19 protein-coding genes and 1 tRNA gene are annotated in these 21,326 nt (G+C 61.9%); 13 read left to right on the forward strand and 7 right to left on the reverse strand.

The genetic code is table 11. The features are described from left to right. Window positions 1–161 precede the first annotated feature (161 nt). Window positions 162–983: an RlmE family RNA methyltransferase gene (locus tag ACQK2G_RS11065; protein ID WP_425405087.1), complete on the reverse strand. Its 822-nt coding sequence runs from the start codon at window positions 981–983 to the stop codon at window positions 162–164. Next, window positions 964–2,013, reverse strand: a complete 1,050-nt coding sequence (locus ACQK2G_RS11070) for a Ppx/GppA family phosphatase (protein WP_425405088.1) — start codon at window positions 2,011–2,013, stop codon at window positions 964–966. Before ACQK2G_RS11070 ends, ACQK2G_RS11065 begins: the two co-directional genes overlap by 20 nt. A gap of 212 nt (window positions 2,014–2,225) precedes the next feature. Between ACQK2G_RS11070 and ACQK2G_RS11075 the strand changes: the two genes are divergently transcribed. Next, a tRNA-Gln gene (locus tag ACQK2G_RS11075) sits at window positions 2,226–2,299 on the forward strand. A 58-nt stretch (window positions 2,300–2,357) separates the two neighbouring features. On the opposite strand, the gene ACQK2G_RS11080 is transcribed toward ACQK2G_RS11075, so the two are convergent. Then, a complete protein-coding gene (locus ACQK2G_RS11080) occupies window positions 2,358–4,064 on the reverse strand; it encodes an FAD-dependent oxidoreductase (RefSeq protein ID WP_425405089.1) in 1,707 nt (568 codons plus the stop codon). Window positions 4,065–4,206: 142 nt separating this feature from the next. Here ACQK2G_RS11080 and ACQK2G_RS11085 point away from each other — a divergent pair, with 142 nt between their 5' ends. The 6 genes from ACQK2G_RS11085 (at window position 4,207) to ACQK2G_RS11110 (ending at window position 9,511) form a co-directional block, all read left to right on the forward strand. Then, window positions 4,207–5,277 carry a Gfo/Idh/MocA family protein gene (locus tag ACQK2G_RS11085; protein WP_425405090.1) on the forward strand — a complete coding sequence of 357 codons (1,071 nt, stop codon included), beginning with the start codon at window positions 4,207–4,209 and terminating at the stop codon, window positions 5,275–5,277. Continuing rightward, the gene (locus tag ACQK2G_RS11090) at window positions 5,274–6,080 is read left to right on the forward strand and encodes an IclR family transcriptional regulator (protein WP_425405091.1); all 807 of its coding nucleotides are present in this window, start codon (window positions 5,274–5,276) and stop codon (window positions 6,078–6,080) included. Before ACQK2G_RS11085 ends, ACQK2G_RS11090 begins: the two co-directional genes overlap by 4 nt. After that, window positions 6,077–6,883, forward strand: a complete 807-nt coding sequence (locus tag ACQK2G_RS11095; protein ID WP_425405092.1) for a sugar phosphate isomerase/epimerase family protein — start codon at window positions 6,077–6,079, stop codon at window positions 6,881–6,883. The genes ACQK2G_RS11090 and ACQK2G_RS11095 overlap by 4 nt, the downstream gene beginning before the upstream one ends. Window positions 6,884–6,906: 23 nt before the next feature. Continuing rightward, window positions 6,907–7,602, forward strand: a complete 696-nt coding sequence (locus ACQK2G_RS11100) for a hypothetical protein (RefSeq protein ID WP_425405093.1) — start codon at window positions 6,907–6,909, stop codon at window positions 7,600–7,602. Beyond that, window positions 7,599–8,495 (forward strand): NAD-dependent epimerase/dehydratase family protein, encoded by an 897-nt coding sequence (locus tag ACQK2G_RS11105; protein ID WP_425405094.1) that lies wholly within the window; start codon window positions 7,599–7,601, stop codon window positions 8,493–8,495. Before ACQK2G_RS11100 ends, ACQK2G_RS11105 begins: the two co-directional genes overlap by 4 nt. 83 nt (window positions 8,496–8,578) lie before the next feature. Continuing rightward, window positions 8,579–9,511, forward strand: a complete 933-nt coding sequence (locus ACQK2G_RS11110) for an AEC family transporter (RefSeq protein WP_425405095.1) — start codon at window positions 8,579–8,581, stop codon at window positions 9,509–9,511. Between the two features lie 5 nt (window positions 9,512–9,516). Here ACQK2G_RS11110 and ACQK2G_RS11115 read toward each other — a convergent pair whose 3' ends face one another. Then, complete coding sequence (locus ACQK2G_RS11115; protein WP_425405096.1) at window positions 9,517–9,900, reverse strand: rhodanese-like domain-containing protein; 384 nt, start codon at window positions 9,898–9,900, stop codon at window positions 9,517–9,519. A 167-nt stretch (window positions 9,901–10,067) separates the two neighbouring features. On the opposite strand from ACQK2G_RS11115, the gene hemN reads away from it, so the two are divergent. Next, window positions 10,068–11,417 (forward strand): oxygen-independent coproporphyrinogen III oxidase, encoded by a 1,350-nt coding sequence (gene hemN, locus ACQK2G_RS11120; RefSeq protein WP_425405097.1) that lies wholly within the window; start codon window positions 10,068–10,070, stop codon window positions 11,415–11,417. Window positions 11,418–11,421: 4 nt separating this feature from the next. Here the strand turns inward: hemN and ACQK2G_RS11125 are convergent, their stop codons facing one another. Further along, complete coding sequence (locus tag ACQK2G_RS11125; protein WP_425405098.1) at window positions 11,422–12,945, reverse strand: B12-binding domain-containing radical SAM protein; 1,524 nt, start codon at window positions 12,943–12,945, stop codon at window positions 11,422–11,424. 227 nt (window positions 12,946–13,172) lie between these two features. On the opposite strand from ACQK2G_RS11125, the gene ACQK2G_RS11130 reads away from it, so the two are divergent. The 5 genes from ACQK2G_RS11130 to ACQK2G_RS11150 are packed head-to-tail and all read left to right on the forward strand — an operon-like array spanning window position 13,173 to window position 19,097. Beyond that, a complete protein-coding gene (locus ACQK2G_RS11130) occupies window positions 13,173–13,916 on the forward strand; it encodes a cytidylyltransferase domain-containing protein (RefSeq protein WP_425405099.1) in 744 nt (247 codons plus the stop codon). 46 nt (window positions 13,917–13,962) lie between these two features. Further along, window positions 13,963–15,144 (forward strand): DegT/DnrJ/EryC1/StrS family aminotransferase, encoded by a 1,182-nt coding sequence (locus tag ACQK2G_RS11135; RefSeq protein WP_425405100.1) that lies wholly within the window; start codon window positions 13,963–13,965, stop codon window positions 15,142–15,144. Between the two features lie 27 nt (window positions 15,145–15,171). Beyond that, window positions 15,172–16,116 (forward strand): NAD-dependent epimerase/dehydratase family protein, encoded by a 945-nt coding sequence (locus ACQK2G_RS11140; protein ID WP_425405101.1) that lies wholly within the window; start codon window positions 15,172–15,174, stop codon window positions 16,114–16,116. 33 nt (window positions 16,117–16,149) lie between these two features. Continuing rightward, window positions 16,150–16,869, forward strand: coding sequence for a sugar phosphate nucleotidyltransferase (locus ACQK2G_RS11145; protein WP_425405102.1), 720 nt, complete (start codon window positions 16,150–16,152; stop codon window positions 16,867–16,869). Continuing rightward, window positions 16,866–19,097, forward strand: coding sequence for a glycosyltransferase family protein (locus ACQK2G_RS11150; protein WP_425405103.1), 2,232 nt, complete (start codon window positions 16,866–16,868; stop codon window positions 19,095–19,097). The genes ACQK2G_RS11145 and ACQK2G_RS11150 overlap by 4 nt, the downstream gene beginning before the upstream one ends. 3 nt (window positions 19,098–19,100) lie before the next feature. Here ACQK2G_RS11150 and ACQK2G_RS11155 read toward each other — a convergent pair whose 3' ends face one another. Together ACQK2G_RS11155 and ACQK2G_RS11160 are read right to left on the reverse strand one after the other, a co-directional pair. Beyond that, complete coding sequence (locus ACQK2G_RS11155; RefSeq protein WP_425405104.1) at window positions 19,101–20,036, reverse strand: hypothetical protein; 936 nt, start codon at window positions 20,034–20,036, stop codon at window positions 19,101–19,103. A 4-nt stretch (window positions 20,037–20,040) separates the two neighbouring features. Beyond that, window positions 20,041–21,294 (reverse strand): hypothetical protein, encoded by a 1,254-nt coding sequence (locus ACQK2G_RS11160; protein WP_425405105.1) that lies wholly within the window; start codon window positions 21,292–21,294, stop codon window positions 20,041–20,043. Window positions 21,295–21,326: the final 32 nt, after the last annotated feature.

The following is a 21,326-nucleotide window of genomic DNA, read 5'->3' on the forward strand; positions in this document are numbered from 1 at the left end:
CTCCTCTTCGATCTGGTGTCGGGAAAATAGCCACGATTCCGCCAAAAGCAAGCACAAGCCGTCTCGCTTTCTGCAGATTTCACAAATTTTTCGCCATTCGGATCAGCGCGACATGCAAATCGGCTTCAGTTTATGGCGATTTTCGTATTCCTTTATGCAAATCAGGACTCGTCACCGGCGTTTTCCACATCTTCCGATGCAGGACGCCCCTTGAACCCGATCGCAATCACATAGGTTTCCGCGGACTCCTTGCGGCTCGACGGGGGTTTGAAATGCGCAACCTTCTGAAAATTGTGCTTCAACTGGTTCAACAATGTCGCTTCGGCCCCGCCGGAGAAGACTTTCGCGACGAACACACCGCCGGGCGCAAGCACTTCGAATGCGAAATCCAGCGCGGCCTCCGCCAAGGCGATGATGCGGATATGGTCGGTTTGCGGATGACCGGTCGTGTTCGCGGCCATGTCGCTCAAAACCGCGTCCGCCGGACCGTCCAACAGCGCTTTCAGGCGGTCTGGCGTGTCGTCATCCATGAAATCCGCCTGGAAGATGGTCGCGCCGGCGACCTGTTCCGCTTCCAGCAGGTCGACGCCGACAACTTTGCCGCCACCGTCTTTCCCAGCCTTCACGCGGTCCACAGCGATCTGGGTCCAACCGCCGGGAGCACAGCCCAGGTCGACAACCGCCATGCCGGGTTTCAGGAATTGATAGCGGTCATCGATATCGAGCAGCTTGAAGGCCGCACGGCTTCGAAAGCCGCGGCGTCTCGCTTCGGCCACATAGGGATCGTTCAACTGGCGTTGCAGCCAACGGGTTGAGGACGTCTTGCGACGACGCGCGGTCTTTACCCGCACGGTTTCCTGCCGCGATCCGCCCAAGCCGCCTTGAATGCCGCCGGAACCGCCGCCTGATTTGCCGGACCTGCCTGATTTACCAGACTTGCCTGATTTGCCGGGTCCGGACCCTTTATTGCCGCCGCGCGCCATTTTGCTCTCCTTCGTGGCGCCGCATAAGGTCCAGAAGAATGCCTTCGCGCAAGCCCCTGTCGGCAACTTTCAGCCGTCCGACGGGCCAACAGGTGCAAATCGCCTCCAGAATCGCGCATCCGGCCAGCATCAGCTCCGCCCGATCCTCACCAATACAGGGCTGGGCCGCCAATTGCGGCAGTTCCAAGCGCCGCAGGAATTCCGTCAGCGTGCCGATCCGGTCGAAGGAGAGAGAGGCACCGTCGACCTGACTTCGGATATAGCGTTCCAGCCCCATCTCGATACCGGCCAGCGTCGTCACCGTGCCGGATGTGCCGATCATCTGCACCTCCCCGCGCGCGACGAAATCCGCAATGCGATGCGAACGGCAGAAATCACGCACCTTGCGCGACATTTCCTCGACACAGGTTTCATACCGGGCCGGGTCCGCCAGGCGGTTGCCGTATCTGTCGGTCAGCGAGACGACGCCGTTGGGGATCGAATGGGTGCCGATGACCTCCGCCTGCCCGTCCCGGCAGCCGAGCCAGGCAAGCTGGGTCGATCCACCGCCGATATCGAAGACCAGCCCGTAGGGCTGTTTCCCGTTCAGCAACGGCAGGCAGCCGGCTATCGCCAGGCGCGCTTCCTCGTCAGTCCCGATGACTTCAACATCAAGGCCGAGGTCGCGTTGAACCCGCTGCAGGAAACTATCAATATTCCGCGCCTTGCGGCAGGCTTCGGTGGCAACGGCCCGGAACCGGACGGCGCCCTGATCCCGGATCTTGTCCATGCAAATGGTAAGCGCCCCAATGGCCCGGTCCATTGCCTCGTCCGACAAGACGCCGGTGACGGAGACGCCGCTGCCCAGACGGACATTCCTGGCGAAGGAATCTATGACCTGAAATCCGTCGCGCTTGGACCGCGCGATCAGCATGCGGCAGCTGGACGTACCGATATCGATGGCAGCAAAGCACGGCGGCTTGGCGCGGGAAGGCGTATCGGTTGTCTGGTTCTCCTGGGGTCCGGGTCGCCCCAGTGTTTCGCTTTTCATTACCTTCTAATACCGCACCGCCAAAGTGGTGAGCAAGGTTGCCGCAATGTTTTAATATATTATCCCGCCGCCTGGGCTGCGAGCGACTGTTGCGATGCGTCGCTGCATTGGCGGCTTGACCGTCGGTTCGGGCTTGGCTAGAACCGCCGCTCCCGGCGACGGACATAGGCAGATTGCTCTGAAACCGCCGCAAATCCACGGGAACCCTCTGCTGGGGGATCGTCTAATGGTAGGACAGCGGACTCTGACTCCGTCAATCTAGGTTCGAATCCTAGTCCCCCAGCCAATTATTTCCGCACGAAACCTGATGTCTGTTCACGCTTTGTTGAAGCGTTCCCCGCTGCTCATCGACGCCCCGCGGCATGACGACCCGCCGCATAGGCAAAGGTGATGGCCGGACCAAGGTTGATGCCAGGCCCGGGATAGACTCCGCCCATGATGGACTGCATGTCGTTGCCGCAGGCATAGAGGCCGCCGATCACCTGCCCGTCCCGATCCAGCAATCGCGCTTCCGTGTCGGTCGACAAGCCGATCGCGGCGCCGATTTCGCCAGGCCAAAGTCGAATGGCGTAAAAGGGCGGTGTGCGGATCGGTCCCAGCGTGGGATTCAGTCCATGCGACGGGTCCCCATTGCCGCATTCGTAGACCGTCGAACCGCGATGGAAATCCTCATCCACTCCTGTTTCAGCAAAGCGATTCATCGCGTCGACGGTTTCCTTCAGTCCGGCACCATCGATGTCCAGTTTCTTCGCCAGTCCGGCAAGGGTTTCATCCCGGGTAAGATAGCCGTCGCGCAAAAACGGACCGAGGCCGTGCCCGCCCGGCCGGACCATCCCCAGTCCATATTTCCGAAGACCGTCCGCATCCGTGATTTCAAAGGTCGGTATCGTCGAACCCGATCGGTTCTCCGCATACATCGCCATGACGAATTTGTGGTAGGAGGTGCTCTCATTCACGAAACGCCTGCCGTGCCGCCCCACACAGATGATGCCGGGCTTCGATCTATCCAGTACGAAATGGGGAAAGACCGCCATGCTGCCGTCCTTTCGCCGACGGCGCGACATCGGCGCCCAGAAAACCGGTTGTTCCGAACCTTCGCCATAAACCGCGCCGAGCTTGAGGGCGATATCGTGCATTCTGCCCGTATTGGCCGGCGCGGCCGGGCTGTATTCCGGCGCGGGGTCCGGCAGGAAGGCTTCTCGGCGCCCGGGATCGCGCGCGAATCCGCCTGAAGCGAGGATCACCCCGCCTGCCGCGGTCAGGGCCTGCTCGCCCCCTTCCCGCGCCACGGTAACGCTGCGCCTTTGCGGATCGGGCCCGATGTCCAGTATTTCCGTTTCCGTCACCACCGAAACACCCAGGTCGAGCGCCGCTTTCAGCAACCTTCCGATCAGGGCGTTACCCATCACCAACCGGGCGCCGCGGCCATGGCGAAGTCGATCCACTGCGTAACGGCCTAGAAGCTTCGCCCCATAGGCGAATGAAGTCGCCGATTTCGTGACCTTCAAGAGATGGCCGATATCGTCGCGGTCCACCATCATCCCGCCAAGGAGGGTAAACTCGGGGATCGGCGGGCGCAGCACCTGCAACGCTTCGCCCAATGTGCTGCCGTCGAACGGCATGGCCTCGATCGCCCGTCCACCCGTCTTCGCCCCTTCGAGTTCGGACAGATAATCCGGATGAAACGGCCGCGCACGAAAACGGAGGCCGGCCCCCTCCTCCAAGCGCCTCACGGCTTCGGGCCCGAGGCGCTGAAAGGCGTCGCGCATTGATTTGGGCGACCGGTTCCCAACCGCCGCATCCAGAAAGGCAGCAACCTCCTCCGCACTGTCGTCGATGCCGACCGCGGCCGCGTGCGGCGTATTCGGAATCCAGATCGATCCGGCAGACAGGGCCGATGTCCCGCCAACAAAATTGGACCGTTCGACCACCAGAACCGACGCGCCTTCCAGCGCCGCGAAAACAGCGGCGGACAGTCCCGCGGCCCCGGACCCGATGACGATCACATCCCAGTTCGTGTTCAAGGCATCATCGGATTTAAGGATCGTCATAGGGCGGGCCGGAAAACAGAGAAACGGGAACAAAGCATCTTCAACCTCACCCTATCGAAACAAGAACCTATTTCAATAATAGAAACAGTTTTCATTTTTTGCAGGAACACGTTTACTCTCTCCGAAACGAAGGGGGAAAGAGATGGTGGATATACGGGTTGCCGTGATCGGCACCGGCGTCATAGGCCGGACTCACATAGACACGCTGACCAAGGTATCCGGCATGGCATTAATGGCGGTCGCGGACCCTGCGCCCGCCGCAAAGGACCTGGCCGAGAGCCTGCAGGTCCGCCATTTCACGACCGTAGACGACCTACTCGCGGCACGTGTGGCGGATGCGGTGGTCATCGCCTCCCCCAATGATACCCATGTCCCCATCGCGGACCAGGTCCTGGCGGCGGGACTTCCGATTCTTTTGGAGAAACCGGTCGCGAATGATTTGGCGGAAAGCGCGATCCTGGCCGACGCCGCCAGACGGGCCGGCCTTCCGGTTCTCGTGGGACACCATCGCCGCCACAACCCGCTGATCAAGGCGGCCAAGCAGGCCCTGGACAACGGCGCAATCGGCCCTCTGGTCATGGCGACGGTCACCTGCGCAATGCTCAAGCCAGACAATTATTTCGACGTCGCCTGGCGCCGCGATCCGGTTCAGGGCGGTCCCTTGCTGATCAACGCCATTCACGACATCGATCTGCTGCGCCACTTCTTCGGCGAGGTCACGGCGGTACAGGGCAGCGCGTCCAACGCCGTCCGCGGCCTGCCGGTCGAAGACACGACAGCCGCAATCCTGACATTCGAACAATCGGGCCTCGCCACGCTGGCGCTTTCCGACACCGCCGTCGGTCCATGGGCCTGGGAATTGTCCTCCGGCGAAAACCCGGGACGCTTCCCGCAACACGACGCGGTGACGCATCTGTATGCCGGACGCAGCGGCGGGTTGAGCTTGCCCGATCTCTCCCATTGGACGCATGGACCCGGCGGCGAATGGACCAAACCGCTGCACCGGGACGCCATCCCCTTCACGCAAACCGATACCTATATCGCCCAGATGGAACATTTCGGCGATGTCGTCCGCGGCACGGCGTCCCCCCTGGTGACGTGCGATGACGGTATCCGGAACATGGAGATCGTGGTGGCGATCAAGCAATCCTCCGCGAGCGGGCAACGCGTCCGGATTGCAGACCTTGCGAAAGAGGCCGGACCGACATCATGAGCAGCGCGCTCGAACGCGGCCTCGCCATCCTGGAACTGCTCGCCCGGCATCCGGAAGGCCAGCAGGTAAGCCAGATCGCGGGCGACGTGGGCATCCCGGTATCGGGCGCACACCGGCAATTGCAGGAACTGGCGCGGCTCGGCTACGTCCGCCAGACGCGCGACCAGGGAGATTACCGGCTCACCGTGAAGCTGGCGGCCCTGGGATTGAGCTTCCTCGGCCGCAGCGGCGTCACGGATATCGCCCAACCGATCCTCGACCGCCTGGCCGCCACGAGCGGCGAGTTGATCCGCCTCTCGGTCATCGACGATGACCGGTTGGTCTGGGTCGCCGTCGCCCAAGGCGCCACCGGCGGGTTGCGTTACGACCCCGGGCGGGAACAGGGCGTGGTGGTGCATCTCGCCACCGCGGCCGGCGGTCAGGCCTGGCTGGCCAGCATGAGCGACGAGGACGCCCTGGCTTTGGTCAGCCGCCAGGGGCTGACACCGCAGGATTTCGTGCCGGGTAAAGGGGCGCCCAGGACACTGAAGGAACTCCTGAAGACCCTCGCGGACACGCGAAAGCGCGGATATTCCCTCTCCGTCGACAGCTATATGGAAGGCATGGCGGCGATGGCGGTGCCGCTGCGGCGCGGCGGTGACGGACCGGTGATCGGCTGTCTTTCCATCGCGGGGCCGGCCGTCCGGTTGACCCGGTCACGTGTCGAGGAACTTGCCCCCGCCTTGAAGGAAGCCGCCGGCGAACTTTCCGACGCCGCCGACGCCTCGCAATTCTTCCGTCACCTGGGGAGAGATATCCAATGACACGCGCCTATTCCCTCGCCTATCTCACCGGGAACGGGGTGGATCCCGTCACCGCCGTCGGGATCGCCGCCGAGCATGGTTACGACATGATCAGTTTCCGCCTGCTACCGGCCGGCCCCGGCGACAAGGTTTATCCTTTGCTGGAAGACGACAAACTTCTGGCGGATGTGAAAGCCGCGATGCGGGCAACCGGCATCACCATGGCGGATGCGGAATTGATCCGTCTGAACGCCGACACGCGACTGGACGATTTCACTCCCTTTCTGGACCGTATCGCCGATCTTGGTGCGAGGCATGTGCTTGTCGCCGTGGGCGATACCGACATGGCACGCGTACAGGACACCTTTACGGCCCTGTGCGAAAGGCTGGCTGGTTACGGGCTGACGGCCGATCTGGAATTCATGCCCTGGACCGGGGTAAAGGACCTGGCGACCGCGCGGCTTATTGTGGAAACGGCCGCCCATCCCGCCGCCGCCGTCCTGTTCGATACGCTGCATTTCGACCGCTGCGGCGCCACCCTCGCCGAATTCGCGGAATTGCCGGTGCAGTTGATGAACTATGTCCAGATCTGTGACGGCCCCGTTCCCTATGACACGTCCGACGAAGCACTCATCCGCGTGGCGCGTACCGCCCGGATGATCCCCGGCGAAGGCGGTATCGATCTGGCCGCGATCGCCCGTTTCATTCCGCCGGACATGACGGTCAGCGTGGAGGTTCCCAACCACGACCTGGCGCAACGCATCGGCGCCTCGGAAGTCGCCCGGCGCGCCTTGGCGGCCACCAAGGAACTACTCAACGACTAAAACCACCCTCAGGAGGAAATCCCATGGCCCTTACCGGCGACGCCTTTCTGGCCATCTGGCACGACATCGAGCCATCGGGTCAGACCGAATACATGGAATGGCATACGCGCGAGCATATGCCGGAACGACTTTCCATTCCCGGCTTCACGGTCGGAAAGCGCCTGATCAACCATAGCATCTCCCGCTATCGTTACGGAACGATCTATAGCGGCGAAACGGTCGAGGTTTTTCGCTCGCCCGCCTATCTGGAGCGACTCAACAACCCGACAGACTGGAGCAACAAGGTCCAGCCGACCTTCCGTAACTTCCTGCGCGTGGCCTGTGATCGGATCGCTTCGGCCGGCGTCGGCGAAGGCGGCGCAATGGCAACGATACGGCTGGATTTTCAGGACGGCGCCGGCGCCGATGACGTCAAGGCCGGCGCCCAGGCATTGGTTGACGATCTGCTCGGCGTCACGGCGGCCTGCGGCGTGCATCTCGGCCTGGCCCGGACAGAGGTGTCAGGGGTCAAGACGCGGGAGACCGAACTGCGCCCGGACATGAAGGAGAAGGAATTCGATGCCCTGGTCCTGATCGAAGGCAGCGGCTTGCCGGAATTGGAAGCCTCGGTCCCGCTCTATCTGCAGGCGATCGCCGACAGCAGTTGCGGACTCGGTGATCCGGCGGTGATCGTCTACAACCTCGCCTATCAGCTGACGGCCGAGGATATGGGGCAATGAAAGTTCTGGTGACGGGCGGCGCCGGGTTCCTCGGCGCCTGGGTCATAGACCGGTTCCAGAAAAGCGGCGCCGAGGTCCGCGTCCTGGATATGAAGGACGACCGAACCGTCGCCCGCAAGATCATGGGGACGGAAGCCGAGGACCTGGACTGGCGGGTGGCGGATATCCGCGACGGCGATGCGGTGAAGGCGGCGGCGGAGGGTTGCGATTCCATCGCCCATCTGGCCGCTCTGCTGACGCCCGATTGCGCCGCGAACCCCGTCCTGGGCGCACAGGTCCTGTTGATCGGTACCCTGAACGTGTTCCAAGCGGCCAAGGCACATGGCATGAAGTCGGTTGCCTATGCCAGTAGCGGCGCTGTCTTCGGCGGCGATGACGGTGTTCATCCCTATCCGGTGACGCACTATGCCGCCTTCAAACTGGCCTGCGAAGGGGCTGCTCGTGCCTATTGGCAGGAAGCCGGGATCGCCAGCGTGGGCTTCCGCCCCGCCGTGATTTATGGCCCGTTCCGGGAAACCGGCATGACCGCGGGACCGTCGCTTGCCTGCCGCGCGGCGGCCAGCGGTGACTCCTATCATCTGGGCTATTCGGGCGCGGCGGACATGATTTTCGTCGACGATGTCGCCGCCGCCTTCCATGCGGCCGCGACCCATTCGTTCGAAGGCGCCCATGCATTGAACCTGAAGGGCGAGGTTGCGGATGTCGCGGATATAGCCGCTGCGATCAATGCGCTGGCCCCGGCGACGACGGTCACCTGGAAAGGCGATCCCATCCCGATGCATCCCGAATTGGCGGACAGCCCTCTGGAAACGCTTCTCGGCGCACTGCCCCGAACCTCGCTGCGTGACGGATTGGCAAAAACCATAGAGTATTATCGGCAGCATTCCGGGTAGGCATTTCGGCCCGGGCAATGCCCTGAAACTAACCCAAGCGGAGGGCGAGAGGTGCGGCAGAACCACGTCGGGTCGGCAGCAGCATGACGCATTTCATCCTCTCCATCGCGCCGATCTTCCTGATGATCGTGCTGGGGCATGCCCTGCGCCGCGGCGGCATCCCCAATGTCGATTTCTGGAACATGAACGACAAGCTGGTCTATTGGGTCCTGATGCCGGCCCTGCTGTTCTACAAGACCTCGACCATCGAACTGTCGCTGCATTTCATCGGATCCTATGCTTCCGTCCTGGTCGGAGCCTTCGCGGCAGCAGCCATTGTCGGAACGGGCCTCTCAAAACTGGCCGGCCTGCCCAACCCGGTGACCAGTTCCGTCCTGCAGGGTTCCGCCAGACATAATACCTTCGTCGCGCTCGCCATCGCCGAGCGGGTCTATGGCACCGAGGGCCTCGCGGTCGCCGCGCTCGCCACCTCCATCCTGATCCCGGTCACCAATATCACCATGGTCTCGGCCATGGTCACCCTGCACCGGAAATCGGGGGAAACGGGGTATCTGAAGCCGATCCTGCGCGACCTCGGGCGCAATCCCCTGATTTTGTCGGTCCTGCTCGGCCTGCTTGTGAATATCGGCGGTATCGGCCCCATTCCGGTCCTGCACGAAACACTGGGCATTCTGGGCGCGGCGGCGCTGCCCATCGTGTTGATGTGCGTCGGCGCGAATATCCGGTTGCGGGCGATGCAGACATCCACCCTTCCCGTCCTGTTCTCGGTCATCGGTAAGATGGTGGTCTTTCCGGTCATGATCGTGGTGCTGTCGATAGCGCTCGGCCTGTCGACTTTGGAGACGACCGTCGCCCTGCTGTTCGGCGCCGCCCCGACCGCATCCTCCGCCTACACGCTGGCCCGTCAGATGGGCGGCGACGCGCCGCTCATGGCTGCAATCGTGACCATCCAGACAGGACTTTCCTTCCTGACCCTGCCGTTCACCGTCTATCTGGTGGAACGTTACTTCACCTGACGCGGTTATTCCTTCGTCGCAACCTCGCCATCCGCTGCGACCCAGCCTTTGAATCCTTCGGTGATATGGGCGACCTTCGGTAGACCCATCTCCTGCACGACCAGGGTAGAGAGCGCCGACCGCCAGCCGCTGGCACAGTAGAGGACGAAGGTCTTGTCCGCCTGAAACTGAGGCTTCGCATAAGGGCTTTCCGGATCGACCCAAAATTCCAACATGCCGCGAGGGCAATGGAAGGCGCCGGGGATCATGCCGTCGCGCTGCAGTTCCCGCACATCTCGCAGATCGACGAACTGGATATCCTCGCGGCCGAGCATTTCCTTCGCTTCCGATGCCGATATGCAGCGGATCTTCTCGTTCGCGTCGGCGACCATGTCCTTTACGCGTTTCATCCCTGATCCTTTCCAACCTGGTTGCCTGTCCAAGCCCAGCCTAGGCCATCAGAACAGGCACGGTCCATGCCCCCTTCCGGCTTGATCCTGATCAACGACAGGACCGATTGCAGGTGAGAGCATTACAACAATAAATCAAAGTCTTACCTGGGTATGGAGACGGTTGTATGCCACCTGTTTTTCAGAAATACGCGTCCATGGCGGTGCCGCGCTATACAAGTTATCCGACTGCCCCGCATTTTGACGCGGGGATCGGTGCACGCGGTTATGCCGGATGGCTGGAATCGCTGAACCCGGCCGAGCCGGTTTCACTTTATCTGCATGTGCCGTTCTGCCGGAAGCTGTGCTGGTATTGCGGCTGCAACATGAAACTCGCCTCCCGCTACGAACCGGTTGCGGATTATGTCGAGACGCTGATCCGGGAATTGCAACTGGTGGCGGACCACCTGCCCGGCCGGGTCGGTCTGTCACATTTGCATTTCGGCGGCGGCACCCCGACCGCGCTGGAGCCCGACGACCTGGAACGGGTGATGGACGCGGTGCGCACTCATTTCACGGTCAATGACGGCGCGGAGCTGGCTATTGAATCCGACCCGCGCACGCTGACCGGGGAGATGACCCGCCGGATCGGAGCCTTGGGCTTCACCCGGGCCAGCTTCGGCATCCAGGAATTCGATTCCAAGGTCCAGAAGGCGATCAACCGTATCCAACCGGCGGAAATGGTCGCCGATGCCGTCAACGGCCTGAGGCAAGCAGGTATCACCGGCATCAATTTTGACCTGATCTACGGGCTGCCGCATCAGACGGTGGATACGTTGCGTGCCACGATCGCGGCCTGCGCGGTTCTGAAGCCGGACCGATTGGCGCTGTTCGGCTATGCCCATGTTCCCTGGATGGCCAAGAAACAGCGCCTGATCGATGAAGCCGCCCTGCCCGGCGCCCAAGAGCGCATCGACCAGGCGAAGGCGGCGACGGATCTGATCCAAGCGGCGGGATACCAGGCGATCGGCCTCGACCATTTCGCCCTGCCCGATGATGCCCTGGCCATTGCCGCGCGGAACGGAACGCTGAAACGGAATTTTCAAGGCTACACGACCGATACCGCGCAAACCCTATTGGGGGTCGGCGCCACGTCAATCGGACGCACGCCCTCCGGCTATGTTCAGAATATCGCCGAGACGGGTGCCTGGGCCCGCTCCGTCGATGCGGGAATCCTGCCGATCGCCAAGGGCCATGCCTTCCAGGGCGAAGACATCATGCGCGGCCATGTGATCGAGGAACTGATGTGCCGTGGCGGCATCGATCTCGACGCGACACTGCGCCGCTACAATGCCGCTCCCGGCAGTTTCGATGCGGAATTCGCCGATCTTGCGGAAATGGAGCGCGATGGCATGGTCACGCTGGACGGGCATGTGCTGCGCCTGACGGAAGCAGGCAAGCCCCTGGTCCGAACCGTTGCAGCCGTTTTCGACACCTATCTGGCCACCCGTAACGCGCGCCATTCCGTCGCCGTCTAAGGAACTACACGGGTTCTTTCACGAGCCGGGTCATCCATCCCGGTTCCGTATGGTGTCGGCGCGGCAGGGTCATTTTCAGCATGTCGCGCACATTCTCCGCCGCCTCGCTGCCGAACATATCGCCGACCATGCGCTGGTAGTCCGGGCGGTCAAAATAGTCGATGAAGGCCTGATCGCGGAAGGAGAGCACCTGTTCGGCCGACAGGGCTTCGGTCGGCAGCGGCATGCATTCATAGGCGTGCTGGGAATAGCCGATCCAGCCCGGTCCGCCGGGATCGTCCGGCAGCGGCAGGCCGGCGGCCTTGGCCTGCGCGTGCAGGGCGGATCCCGGATAGGCCATGGCGCAGTAGAAATTCGCCCATTCGGTATTGAGGTCGAGCGCAAGGTCCAGCGTTTCCCGCATACTGTCCATGGTATCGTCGGGCAGGCCGAAGATGTAGTTGCCGAGGACGGAAATGCCCTGATCCCGCGTCCTGGACACGGCCTCGGCGATATCCACATTGCCGAACCGGCCCTTCGTGACGCCGTCGCGGACATGTTTGCTGCCGGATTCGATGCCGAGACAAAGCCAGTTGAAGCCCGCCTTCTTCAATTTGCCGAGCAGTTCGGGATGCAGCGTGTCGATCCGGGCATAGGCCCAGAAATTGAGCCCGTAATCGCGATCGATCAGCGCATCGCACAAGTCGGAGACATGGCGGCGGTTGAGCACGAACATCTCGTCCGGAATCTTGATGTGACGGACGCCGTATCGGGTCACCATTTCGTCGATCTGGGCCATCACCGTATCGACCGACCAATAGCGCATGCCAGGCCCGCCGAAAGGCGCGTTGATGCAACAGAAGGAGCATTTGAAACTGCAGCCCAGACTGGTCTGCAGGGAGGCGTAATTGTCCCGATGCGCCAGATCATTGAAGGCATGCCAGTTGTGGGCCCGGTATTTGGTCATGTCGAGCAGATCGAGCGCCTGACGCGGCAGATCGGCATCCAGGTCCGCCGCGTTGGGCGACGGCGCGCTCGCGACCACACGGTCGCCGTCCCACCGACAAAGGCCCGGCACCGACCCCAGCGCCCCCTGGCCGTGAACGAAGCAAGCAAGCAAGGCGTCCAGCGTCGCCGGCCCCTCGCCCGTGAAAACGAAATCAACCGGTTCCTCCCGCAGCGTCCGTTCCGGCAGCGCGGCGCAATGCGTGCCCATCATCGCGACCGGACGGTCGGTGAGCGCGCGCAAAGCCGTCGCCGATTTACGGGCACCCGGCATGCACTGGGTCGACGCACTCGGTTGCTGGCCATAGACGACGAACAGGGTCAGGGCCGCGTCCAGATCCGCGGCGCGCGCTGCCGTTTGCTCATGTGTCAGACCTTCCGCCTCCGCATCCAGCAGAGAGACGGAATATCCCTTCAGCCGCGCATGCTCGGCCAACAACCCTGCCCAAACGGGAGGTTCCACCGCGGCGAGGCCTTTGCCCAGGTTCTGATAGATTTCCATCTTCCCGGGCGGGTTGATCAGCAACAGGTCCAGTCCAGCCATCGAATACTCATGCAAATGACAAAAATCACCTCGGCAATTCCGCTTGCGAAAGCCATGCCGGTTCCCCGACTTTGTCCGCTTCGCCCGTCACCGTCCAGCCAACCGACCGATTATCGCGCCCCTGGATTGGCTTTTTCCGGTCGTTGGGCTAACGCTTGGTTCAGGAATTGCATCGAAACACGCGTTTGTTTTCAACAGGATTGACCCAGGAGCGACCCGGCGCATCGATGAAGACCGTCTGTATTTCCCAAGCGCGTTTGGGCTCCAGCCGGCTGCCCGGCAAGGTGCTGCTGCCGATCCACGGCCAACCGATGTTGTTCTATCATCTGCGCCGCCTGCAATTGGCGGCGGAAGTTGACGCCGTCGCCGTCGCCACCACCCATCTGATGGAAGATGATGCAATCGAGCTATTCGCGGCGTCGCTCGGCGTGTCATGCCACCGCGGACCGGTCGAGGATGTGCTGACCCGATTCTTCGAATGCGCGGCGCGGCATGATCCCGATATCGTCGTGCGTGTAACCGCGGATTGCCCGTTGATCGACCCCGCCCTGGTGGATTACGCGGTTCGCGCGCTGAAGGACGCCCCGCCGGAGATCCAATACATGAATCTCAGTCTCTCCCATTTTCCACGTGGGGTGGATGTGGAGGTCATGCGTTTCGCGGCCCTGGCCGTAGCTTTCGAGGAGGCAGAGGACCCCTATGAACGGGAACATGTGACGCCCCTCCTCTATCGCCATCCGGACCGGTTCGGCTGGCGGCAATTGGAGACCGACACGCCGGCGGCGCAATACCGCCTGTGCGTCGACGAACAAAGCGACCTGGACCTGATCGCCGAATTGCTGGACCGTCTCCCCGATGGCAGACTCGACTTCTCCTGGCGGGACGCCGTCCGCCTCATGGAGGAAGAGCCGGCACTCGCCGAAATCAATGCCGGTGTCGCGCAGAAACCTTCCCGCCGAACAGGCGGATGACATGCAAGTATCGTTACTTTTTCTTGCCTAGCCGGAGTTCCATACCATGACCGAACCTTTTGCCCTGGCCGCGACCAGTTGGGACCAGCGGGAAATCGACGCCATGCAGGCAGTGATCGACAGCGGCATGTTCACCATGGGCGAAAAGGTGAAGGCGTTCGAACAGGCTTTCGCGGCCCATTTCGGCATGGACCACGCGATCATGACAAATTCGGGGTCCTCGGCGAACCTCGTCTCCACCGCGGCGCTGTCCTTCCGCAAGCAGGGCCCTGCCCTTGCCCCGGGCGACGAAGTGATCGTTCCCGCCATTTCCTGGACCACGACCTATACGCCGCTGCAGCAATACGGGCTGAAAACGCGTTTCGTGGATGTGGAACTGGACACCCTGAACGTCGACATGGCCAAGCTGGTAGACGCGATCACGCCCAAGACGAAAATGATCATGGCGGTCAGCATCCTGGGCAATCCCGCGGCACTCGGCCAAATGCGGGACTTGGCGGATGCACGCGGATTGATCTTCATGGAAGACAATTGCGAAAGCCTCGACGCGGAAATCGCCGGCCGGAAGACCGGCACCTTCGGCGACATTTCGACGGCGAGTTTCTTCTTCTCGCACCACATCTCGACCATGGAAGGCGGGATGATCATGACAAACGATCGGGAATTGGCCCATCTCTGCCGGGCGCTGAGGGCGCATGGCTGGACCCGCGACCTTCCCGACGACAATGAATTGGTGACGCGTGGCGATGACGACCTATTCGAGGCCTATCGCTTCATCCTGCCCGGCTACAACGTCCGGCCCCTTGAGTTCAGCGGCGCGGTCGGTCTGGTGCAGTTGGACAAACTACCGGAGATGACGGCCCAACGCCGCAGGAACTGGGATCTGTTCAAATCGCTTTTCGAAGGCGACGAACGCTTCATCATCCAACGGGAAAAGGAGGGACGGTCTTCCGCCTTCAGCTTCACAGTGATCCTGAACCCGTCGATGGATCTGGATCGAAAGCGGATCTTCGACGCGCTGACGGAAAACCGGATCGGTTTCCGCATCATCACTGGCGGCTGTTATCCCCGGCATGCGGTGATCCGGCATTTCGATCACAGTTGCCATGACGATTTACCAAACGCGAATATTGCCCATGACCGGGGATTCTTTGTAGGCAATCATCCATTGGACCTGACCGACCAGATCCATCGCCTGCGCGAAGTTCTGGACCGGGCGGCGGGATAGAGTCGAACAGACAAAGGCAAGATGCTGATGGCGGACGGACAGAAGATCCTCGTGACGGGTGCGGCCGGGTATCTCGGTTCCATTCTCTGCGAACACCTGCTGGATGCCGGCCATTCGGTGACAGCGGTCGACAGCTTCGCGCATGGTATCCCGTCCCTCGCCCATCTTTGCGCCAATACGCACTTCGATATGTTGCGCGCGGATGTGCGCGATACGGCGGCCATGAAACCGCTCTACGCCGCACATGACACCATCATTCCCTTGGCCGCCCTGGTCGGCGCGCCGCTCTGCGACCGGGAACCGGAAGCCGCGGCCGCGGTGAACAGGACCGCGATCGAGACCATGCTGACCCTGCTGAGCAAGGATCAACGCATCCTGATGCCGATCACGAATTCGGGCTATGGCATCGGCGCGAAGGACGGCTATTGCACGGAGGAAAGCCCCCTCAATCCGATTTCGCTCTACGGGCGCACAAAGGTGGAGGCGGAGGCTGCCGTGCTTTCGCGCGGCAACGCGATCTCCTTCCGTTTGGCCACCGTATTCGGCATGGCGCCACGGATGCGCCTGGATCTTCTGGTGAACGATTTCGTCCATCGTGCCGTGACGGACCGCTCGATCGTCCTGTTCGAGGCGCATTTCCGGCGCAACTACATCCATGTCCGTGACGTCGCGCGCGCCTTCCTGCACGGAATAGAGAAGTTCGACGCGCTGCGCGACAATGTCTTTAATGTAGGCCTTTCCGATGCGAATCTGACCAAGCTGGAATTGTGCGAAAGGATCAAGGAGCAGGTCCCGGCACTGCAAATTCTGGAGGCGCCGGTCGGCGAAGATCCTGACAAGCGCGACTACCTCGTTTCCAATGCCAAGATCGAGGCGACTGGCTATGCACCAGCCTTCAGCCTGGAAAAAGGGATCGCGGAACTGATCATGGGATACCGGATGATTTCCGCGAAACGGTACTCGAATGTCTGAACAATCCTTCTCACGACCAGGCAAACACGCCTCATGACGGCGCTTCCCCCCGTCTTGGTCCTGGCCGGCGGCAAGGCAACACGCCTTGGCGGCATCCTGCCCGACTGCCCCAAGATCCTGGCCCCGGTGGGCGGGGACCCTTTCCTGGACGTCCTGCTCGGCCGGCTGCTGCGTCAGGGATTTACCCAGGTCCATTTCTGCCTGGGTGTCATGGCCGAGCAGGTGATCGACTATCTGGTCCGCGCCGATATCGCCGACCTTCGCGTTACCGCCTCCATCGAGGACCGGCCGCTCGGCACCGGCGGCGCCATCCTGAACGCGATGAGCCCCGTTCGCGGCCGGCGGTTCTTCGTCATCAACGGCGACAGCCTCATTGATTTCGACGCTACGGCGATGTTCGAGGATCATGTCGAGACCCATCGCGACCCCGGCGCGACCGTGCTGACGACCAAGGTGGAGGATGCGGGCCGCTTCGGCATCGTCGAGAGCAAAGACGGCCGAGTCACGCGTTTCGGGGAGAAGGCCGGTTCCGGCCCGGGCCGGATCAATGCCGGTGTCTATCTATTCGACCGGGTTTTATTCGAACAGGATTGGCCGGAACAGGCCGAGCTATCCCTGGAACGCGACATGATTCCCCGCTGGGTTGCGGATGGATTGGTCTCGGAATTTCCCATCAGCGCGCCGCTGCTCGATATCGGCACGCCCGAGGCCCTGGCCGGCGCCCCCGCCTTCATTGGGAACGCAACTGGATGACAGACAAGGCGCAGGACGCCTACGACCGTGGCGATTATCAATTCGCCGCGCGTCATGCCGCCGACCCGCTTTTGAAGGGCTTGGCCCTGATCATGATCGGCAACCAGTTGGATGGGCTGCCGATGGTTTCCGGAATAGACACGGCCGATGCGAATACGCCGCCGGAAGTAGCCGCGGTGATCGCCTTCGGCCATTGGTTGAACGGCAGCGACGAGGAAGCCCGGGCCATCCTGCGCACCCGCGGCGGCGACCTATTGGCTTCGGAATTTCTCGACCTGCTTTCAAACGGGCCCATCCCCTGCCTGTTTCAATCCGCCCGCGCACCGCTGCTGGCTTCCTACAAGCGGGCCCGCGGTTTTTCTGTCACAACTATCGGGTCGGGCGGTCAGGACTGCGATATCGACCTGGACGAATGCGACGAGGAGGCTTTGTCGGATGCCGTGTCGAAGGCGGCCTTCCTGTTCGGCTTCGATTTTGCCGCCCCGCCGCCGCCCCGGCCGCAGGACTGCCAGACCCCGTATCTTTTTCACCTGACGGATCCGGACGTACATGTCCTGACCGGGCTGCATCCGGTTCGCCGATACGACCGCGCAGTCGCCGGAACGTCCGGTCAAGCCGCTTTGCTGCGGGCCATTACCGGTGTGACCTCGGTGAGCGCGCCGTTTTTCGGTGGGCTGTCAGCCTTTCACCCGTCGCTGGCTGGTTTCATTAGCGGACCGAAAGCTGAGCGCGGCACGGATCTGTTCTTTTCCGGGTCCTATGGCACGCCGATTTATCACGAAAAGCCAGCCCGTTTCTTTGCCGTCAGCCAAATTGCCGAGCCGTATCGGATCGACCTTTTCGACAGTACCCGGCCGCTTTCCGACTATGCCGCCGCGCTTCGGAATGCCCGCTTCGCCCTGGTGTCGGTTCGCGCGCCAGGCAGTTTCAGCACGCGGGCCATGCAGGCGCTGGAATGCGGCGCCATGGTTCTGTGCGAAGCGGATTCAGGCGTGCTGGATTTCTTCCCCGGCGCGGATTGGGGCATCTTCACCTATCGACCGGACCATATCGCCGAGGACGTCGCCCAGCATTTGGCCCGCTATCCCGACTATGCGGATCGGCTGAGGCCTGAGCGCGTCGTGATCGAACAGAGACTGGCCGCCTTGTCCCCCGGATCACCGGAAGCCGAGGAACGCTGGCTGAAATATGCGGCCTTCCAGGCGCTGCTGGTCCGGCAAGGCGGCCTGCTTGCGCCCTGTCCTCGTGTCGTCGAACCGCCGTTAGACTGGTTCACGGTGCGCGGTCTTCCAGCCCCGGCATTGCCCGATGCCGTGACCAGCCAGGCAGCAGCCTATTCGGCTTTGGCCTTGCAGGCGCGGATGGGAGGCGCCCCACCGACGGATTGGTTGACCGAAGACGGCGCCTTCACACCAGTGGGCGGTGACCCGGCGCCCCTGCCGGGATTGAAGAAAGATTTGCCCGGCGCCTTCCTGCGTGTCGCCGAAACCTGGGTAAACCGGCAAAGGTCCAGTTTCGAAGCAGCCTGCGCGGCGATCTGGTCGAACCGAGCATCCTATGCGGATCAGGATTTGGATGGACTGGCGGTACCGGATTTCTGGCTGGCCGTCTTTCTGAACCGGCTGGGCCTGCCCCTCGGACGGCTCTACGAGGACGCGGTCGGGGCGCGAACAGGTCATCTTCCCCGGACGGAGGGACGGCTGCTGATCGCCGCCCTCGGCATGGTCGGGGCGGAGCGGGCCTGGGCCGATGGCGATCACCTCACGGCGTTGGAACGGGGGGAGCAGGTTTCCGGCCTGGACCCGTCGAACCATGCATCCGTGACCCTGCGCCTGCTTTGCGCCTTGCGGAAAGGTGACGTCCCGACAACGGATCTGCTGGACGATTGGCACGACCGGATCGGACACTATCCCTGGCACCTGCCGCGGGTGATGGCTTTGTTGACGGCCAAGCCGGATATCGACCCTCACCTCTCGAACGGCAGACTTCATGAGGTCTACCTTCGTTTCATTCAGCGGATGCGGGACAGTCGGCCATTGCTCTCCCCCGCTCGCCTGCCGGCCGGCGCCGCCGCCTATACGGCCTGGAAACTAGAACTGTCAGCGGATGCGACCGAGGCGGATGTGCTCGACAGGCTGCGCAATGATAATTTGCTGCTGACTGATGCCGAGACGGCTAATGCCCTGATCGTGGAGCCTGTACTGGTAGCCTTGGCCACGCGATCGTAAAACTCAGTCGATCCCGATTTCCCGCAGCAACGGCGCCAGAACGCCGGCCATCGGACGTTCGCGTGCCAGGCGCTCCCGAACCGCGACGGCGCGATCCGTGAAATGCCCCATCGCCAGTTGATCCGCCACGAAATCGGCGACCGGTTCCGCAATCTCCGGCGCGTAGTCGTGCAGGTCCGATGCGGCCGGGCAGGCCTCTGTCAGGACGATCGAGTCGTTGACGATGTGATAGTAGAGCCTGGAATTGGACTCGTAGGGCCAAGTCTCGTCCTGGCGAATATTGATCGCCAGCTTGGACCGCGCCACCAGATCGTCGCGATGAAACGGGGCGGTCATCTGGTGGGTGACACCCAGTTTGAACCCCGCGGCGGAGAGTTTTTCCAGCACGCTGTCGCGGTACCTGGTCCGGGCCCCGGAGAAGAAAACATCGATGTCCTTCTCGCTCTCCTGCCGGTGAACTACGGAAGCGATCGCCGATGTATACCCGTGGGCAACATAGCCTACGGAAACACTCGGCAGCAGTTCCTTGAACGCATCGACCTGCTGATGGGCCAGATGCCAGACCGCGTCCATCCGGGGGCTCAGTTTCAGAAAACTCTGGAACCTGGGCTTGAGGTAGTCCTGATTGCGATAGTGATCCAAACGCCGATCACGTTCGCCTGTTTCCGGTTTCGCGGAAAAATCATTGAAAGTGCCGCCGGTGACGATTTCGGTTCCAATGACGATCAATCGAGTGCCCGGCGTCCAGGCCTGTTCGACCTCCGCGACGTAGTCGTCCGTAAAGTTCTCCACCAGAATATTCGGAAAGCCGGGCTGAAAGTCCTTTTCGATATCCGCGCGATGCCCCAAGTCTTCCAGCCCGTGCTTCAGCATCAGCAGGGTATGCGACGGGGACAGTCCGAAATTGTAGTGATTTCCATAGACGATCTTGAAATGCACGTCCCTACGCCCCCGAACCGCCGGTCACGGCAAGGCCGATCCGGAACTTCACTTCCTCAAGGCTACTCCCGTCGATCCTCTCAGGTGATCTGCTGAAGGACTGGCCGATGGGAACCGCCATATAGAGGCCGGATTGCCGCCCGATGAAATAGCCCATGTAATCGGCATCGACCACGACCTGGGTATCGAATTCCAGATCGGCGTCGAGCCGCAGCGGCCGTCGACGACGTTCATGACGCCGATCCGAGAACAATCCATCCGTCGCATACCCGTATTGCCGCATGAAGTCCTGGTTCAGGGCGTTGAACGCATCCCAGGCGGCCGGCATGAAAGCATCGCGATAGGCCCCGATCCGTCCCTTCGCGAAGGTGGGGCTGTTCTTGTCGAATATGCTGCCGCTAATAGCATCGACATCCCCGGACAATTGCAGCTTCAGCAGGATCGACCAGATCGCATCCGACTGTTCCTTGTCGTCGCCCCCGCCTTGTGCGCCGACAAGCTCCTCATAGGAAACGGAGATGACGGATGGAAAATCCAGCCAAGCGGCATAGGCGCCCATACGATCGCGAATGGATCCCATAAGCCAGGGATCGTCGATCAGGCGCAGCAGCCTTTCCTCCGTCGAAAGATCGGCCAGGTAGCCTGAGAAAATCGTCTTTCCTTCCTGATGGTAATAACTGCTTTCGGACACGACGACATCCAACGGATTTCGATACAGGAACAACGACGGCATTTTCCCGAAAGGATGCAGCCTGTTGCCGTGAACGGAACGCCGGACGGTATCGACGAAGAAGTCGGAGGCCCGGGTATGGGCATTCAGGTATTCCAGGTAATACCACCGGCCCGGCTGGGGATGGTCGACCGCCGAATAGCCCGGTCTGTAGCCCAGACTCTCAAGCAATTTCAGCAACAGATGCGTGCCGGCCTTCGGCGGTGAAATCGGGAAGATGGCTTTTCCGAGTCCCGCCCGTTCCGTCTCAGGGGCAATGATGTGAAGATTGTCGCGGTCAAGAAACTCCATCAGGTGGCGGCCCAGCCTTTCGCCGTCCGCCTCCCAGATCACCACGATGTCAGGACTGTTCCCGTCCTGTTTCGCCTGTGATTGAGGCCCGTGCTTCCGGACCGCCTCCCCGACCGCGGGAAGATTGAGGTGATCCGTAATCGCCAGATGCCGGTCACCGGCCCGGCCGCGCATCTCTTCCAGCGCCGCATCAAGCGACGACAGGTCCGGTGGAATAAGTGTCAGCGAACGGGTCATTTGCGATCATAGGCCTTGCTGTTCATCCGGTT

It is taken from the genome of Hwanghaeella sp. (genome assembly GCF_965227365.1).
GTDB lineage: Bacteria > Pseudomonadota > Alphaproteobacteria > UBA8366 > Aestuariispiraceae > Hwanghaeella.

Excerpts from the sequence above, each read along its gene's own strand:
- ACQK2G_RS11065 (WP_425405087.1), bottom strand. The coding sequence starts at position 983 with ATGGCGCGCGGCGGCAATAAAGGGTCCGGACCCGGCAAATCAGGCAAG.
- ACQK2G_RS11070 (WP_425405088.1), bottom strand. The coding sequence starts at position 2,013 with ATGAAAAGCGAAACACTGGGGCGACCCGGACCCCAGGAGAACCAGACA.
- ACQK2G_RS11080 (WP_425405089.1), bottom strand. The coding sequence starts at position 4,064 with ATGACGATCCTTAAATCCGATGATGCCTTGAACACGAACTGGGATGTG.
- ACQK2G_RS11085 (WP_425405090.1), top strand. The coding sequence starts at position 4,207 with ATGGTGGATATACGGGTTGCCGTGATCGGCACCGGCGTCATAGGCCGG.
- ACQK2G_RS11090 (WP_425405091.1), top strand. The coding sequence starts at position 5,274 with ATGAGCAGCGCGCTCGAACGCGGCCTCGCCATCCTGGAACTGCTCGCC.
- ACQK2G_RS11095 (WP_425405092.1), top strand. The coding sequence starts at position 6,077 with ATGACACGCGCCTATTCCCTCGCCTATCTCACCGGGAACGGGGTGGAT.
- ACQK2G_RS11100 (WP_425405093.1), top strand. The coding sequence starts at position 6,907 with ATGGCCCTTACCGGCGACGCCTTTCTGGCCATCTGGCACGACATCGAG.
- ACQK2G_RS11105 (WP_425405094.1), top strand. The coding sequence starts at position 7,599 with ATGAAAGTTCTGGTGACGGGCGGCGCCGGGTTCCTCGGCGCCTGGGTC.
- ACQK2G_RS11110 (WP_425405095.1), top strand. The coding sequence starts at position 8,579 with ATGACGCATTTCATCCTCTCCATCGCGCCGATCTTCCTGATGATCGTG.
- ACQK2G_RS11115 (WP_425405096.1), bottom strand. The coding sequence starts at position 9,900 with ATGAAACGCGTAAAGGACATGGTCGCCGACGCGAACGAGAAGATCCGC.
- hemN (WP_425405097.1), top strand. The coding sequence starts at position 10,068 with ATGCCACCTGTTTTTCAGAAATACGCGTCCATGGCGGTGCCGCGCTAT.
- ACQK2G_RS11125 (WP_425405098.1), bottom strand. The coding sequence starts at position 12,945 with ATGGCTGGACTGGACCTGTTGCTGATCAACCCGCCCGGGAAGATGGAA.
- ACQK2G_RS11130 (WP_425405099.1), top strand. The coding sequence starts at position 13,173 with ATGAAGACCGTCTGTATTTCCCAAGCGCGTTTGGGCTCCAGCCGGCTG.
- ACQK2G_RS11135 (WP_425405100.1), top strand. The coding sequence starts at position 13,963 with ATGACCGAACCTTTTGCCCTGGCCGCGACCAGTTGGGACCAGCGGGAA.
- ACQK2G_RS11140 (WP_425405101.1), top strand. The coding sequence starts at position 15,172 with ATGGCGGACGGACAGAAGATCCTCGTGACGGGTGCGGCCGGGTATCTC.
- ACQK2G_RS11145 (WP_425405102.1), top strand. The coding sequence starts at position 16,150 with ATGACGGCGCTTCCCCCCGTCTTGGTCCTGGCCGGCGGCAAGGCAACA.
- ACQK2G_RS11150 (WP_425405103.1), top strand. The coding sequence starts at position 16,866 with ATGACAGACAAGGCGCAGGACGCCTACGACCGTGGCGATTATCAATTC.
- ACQK2G_RS11160 (WP_425405105.1), bottom strand. The coding sequence starts at position 21,294 with ATGACCCGTTCGCTGACACTTATTCCACCGGACCTGTCGTCGCTTGAT.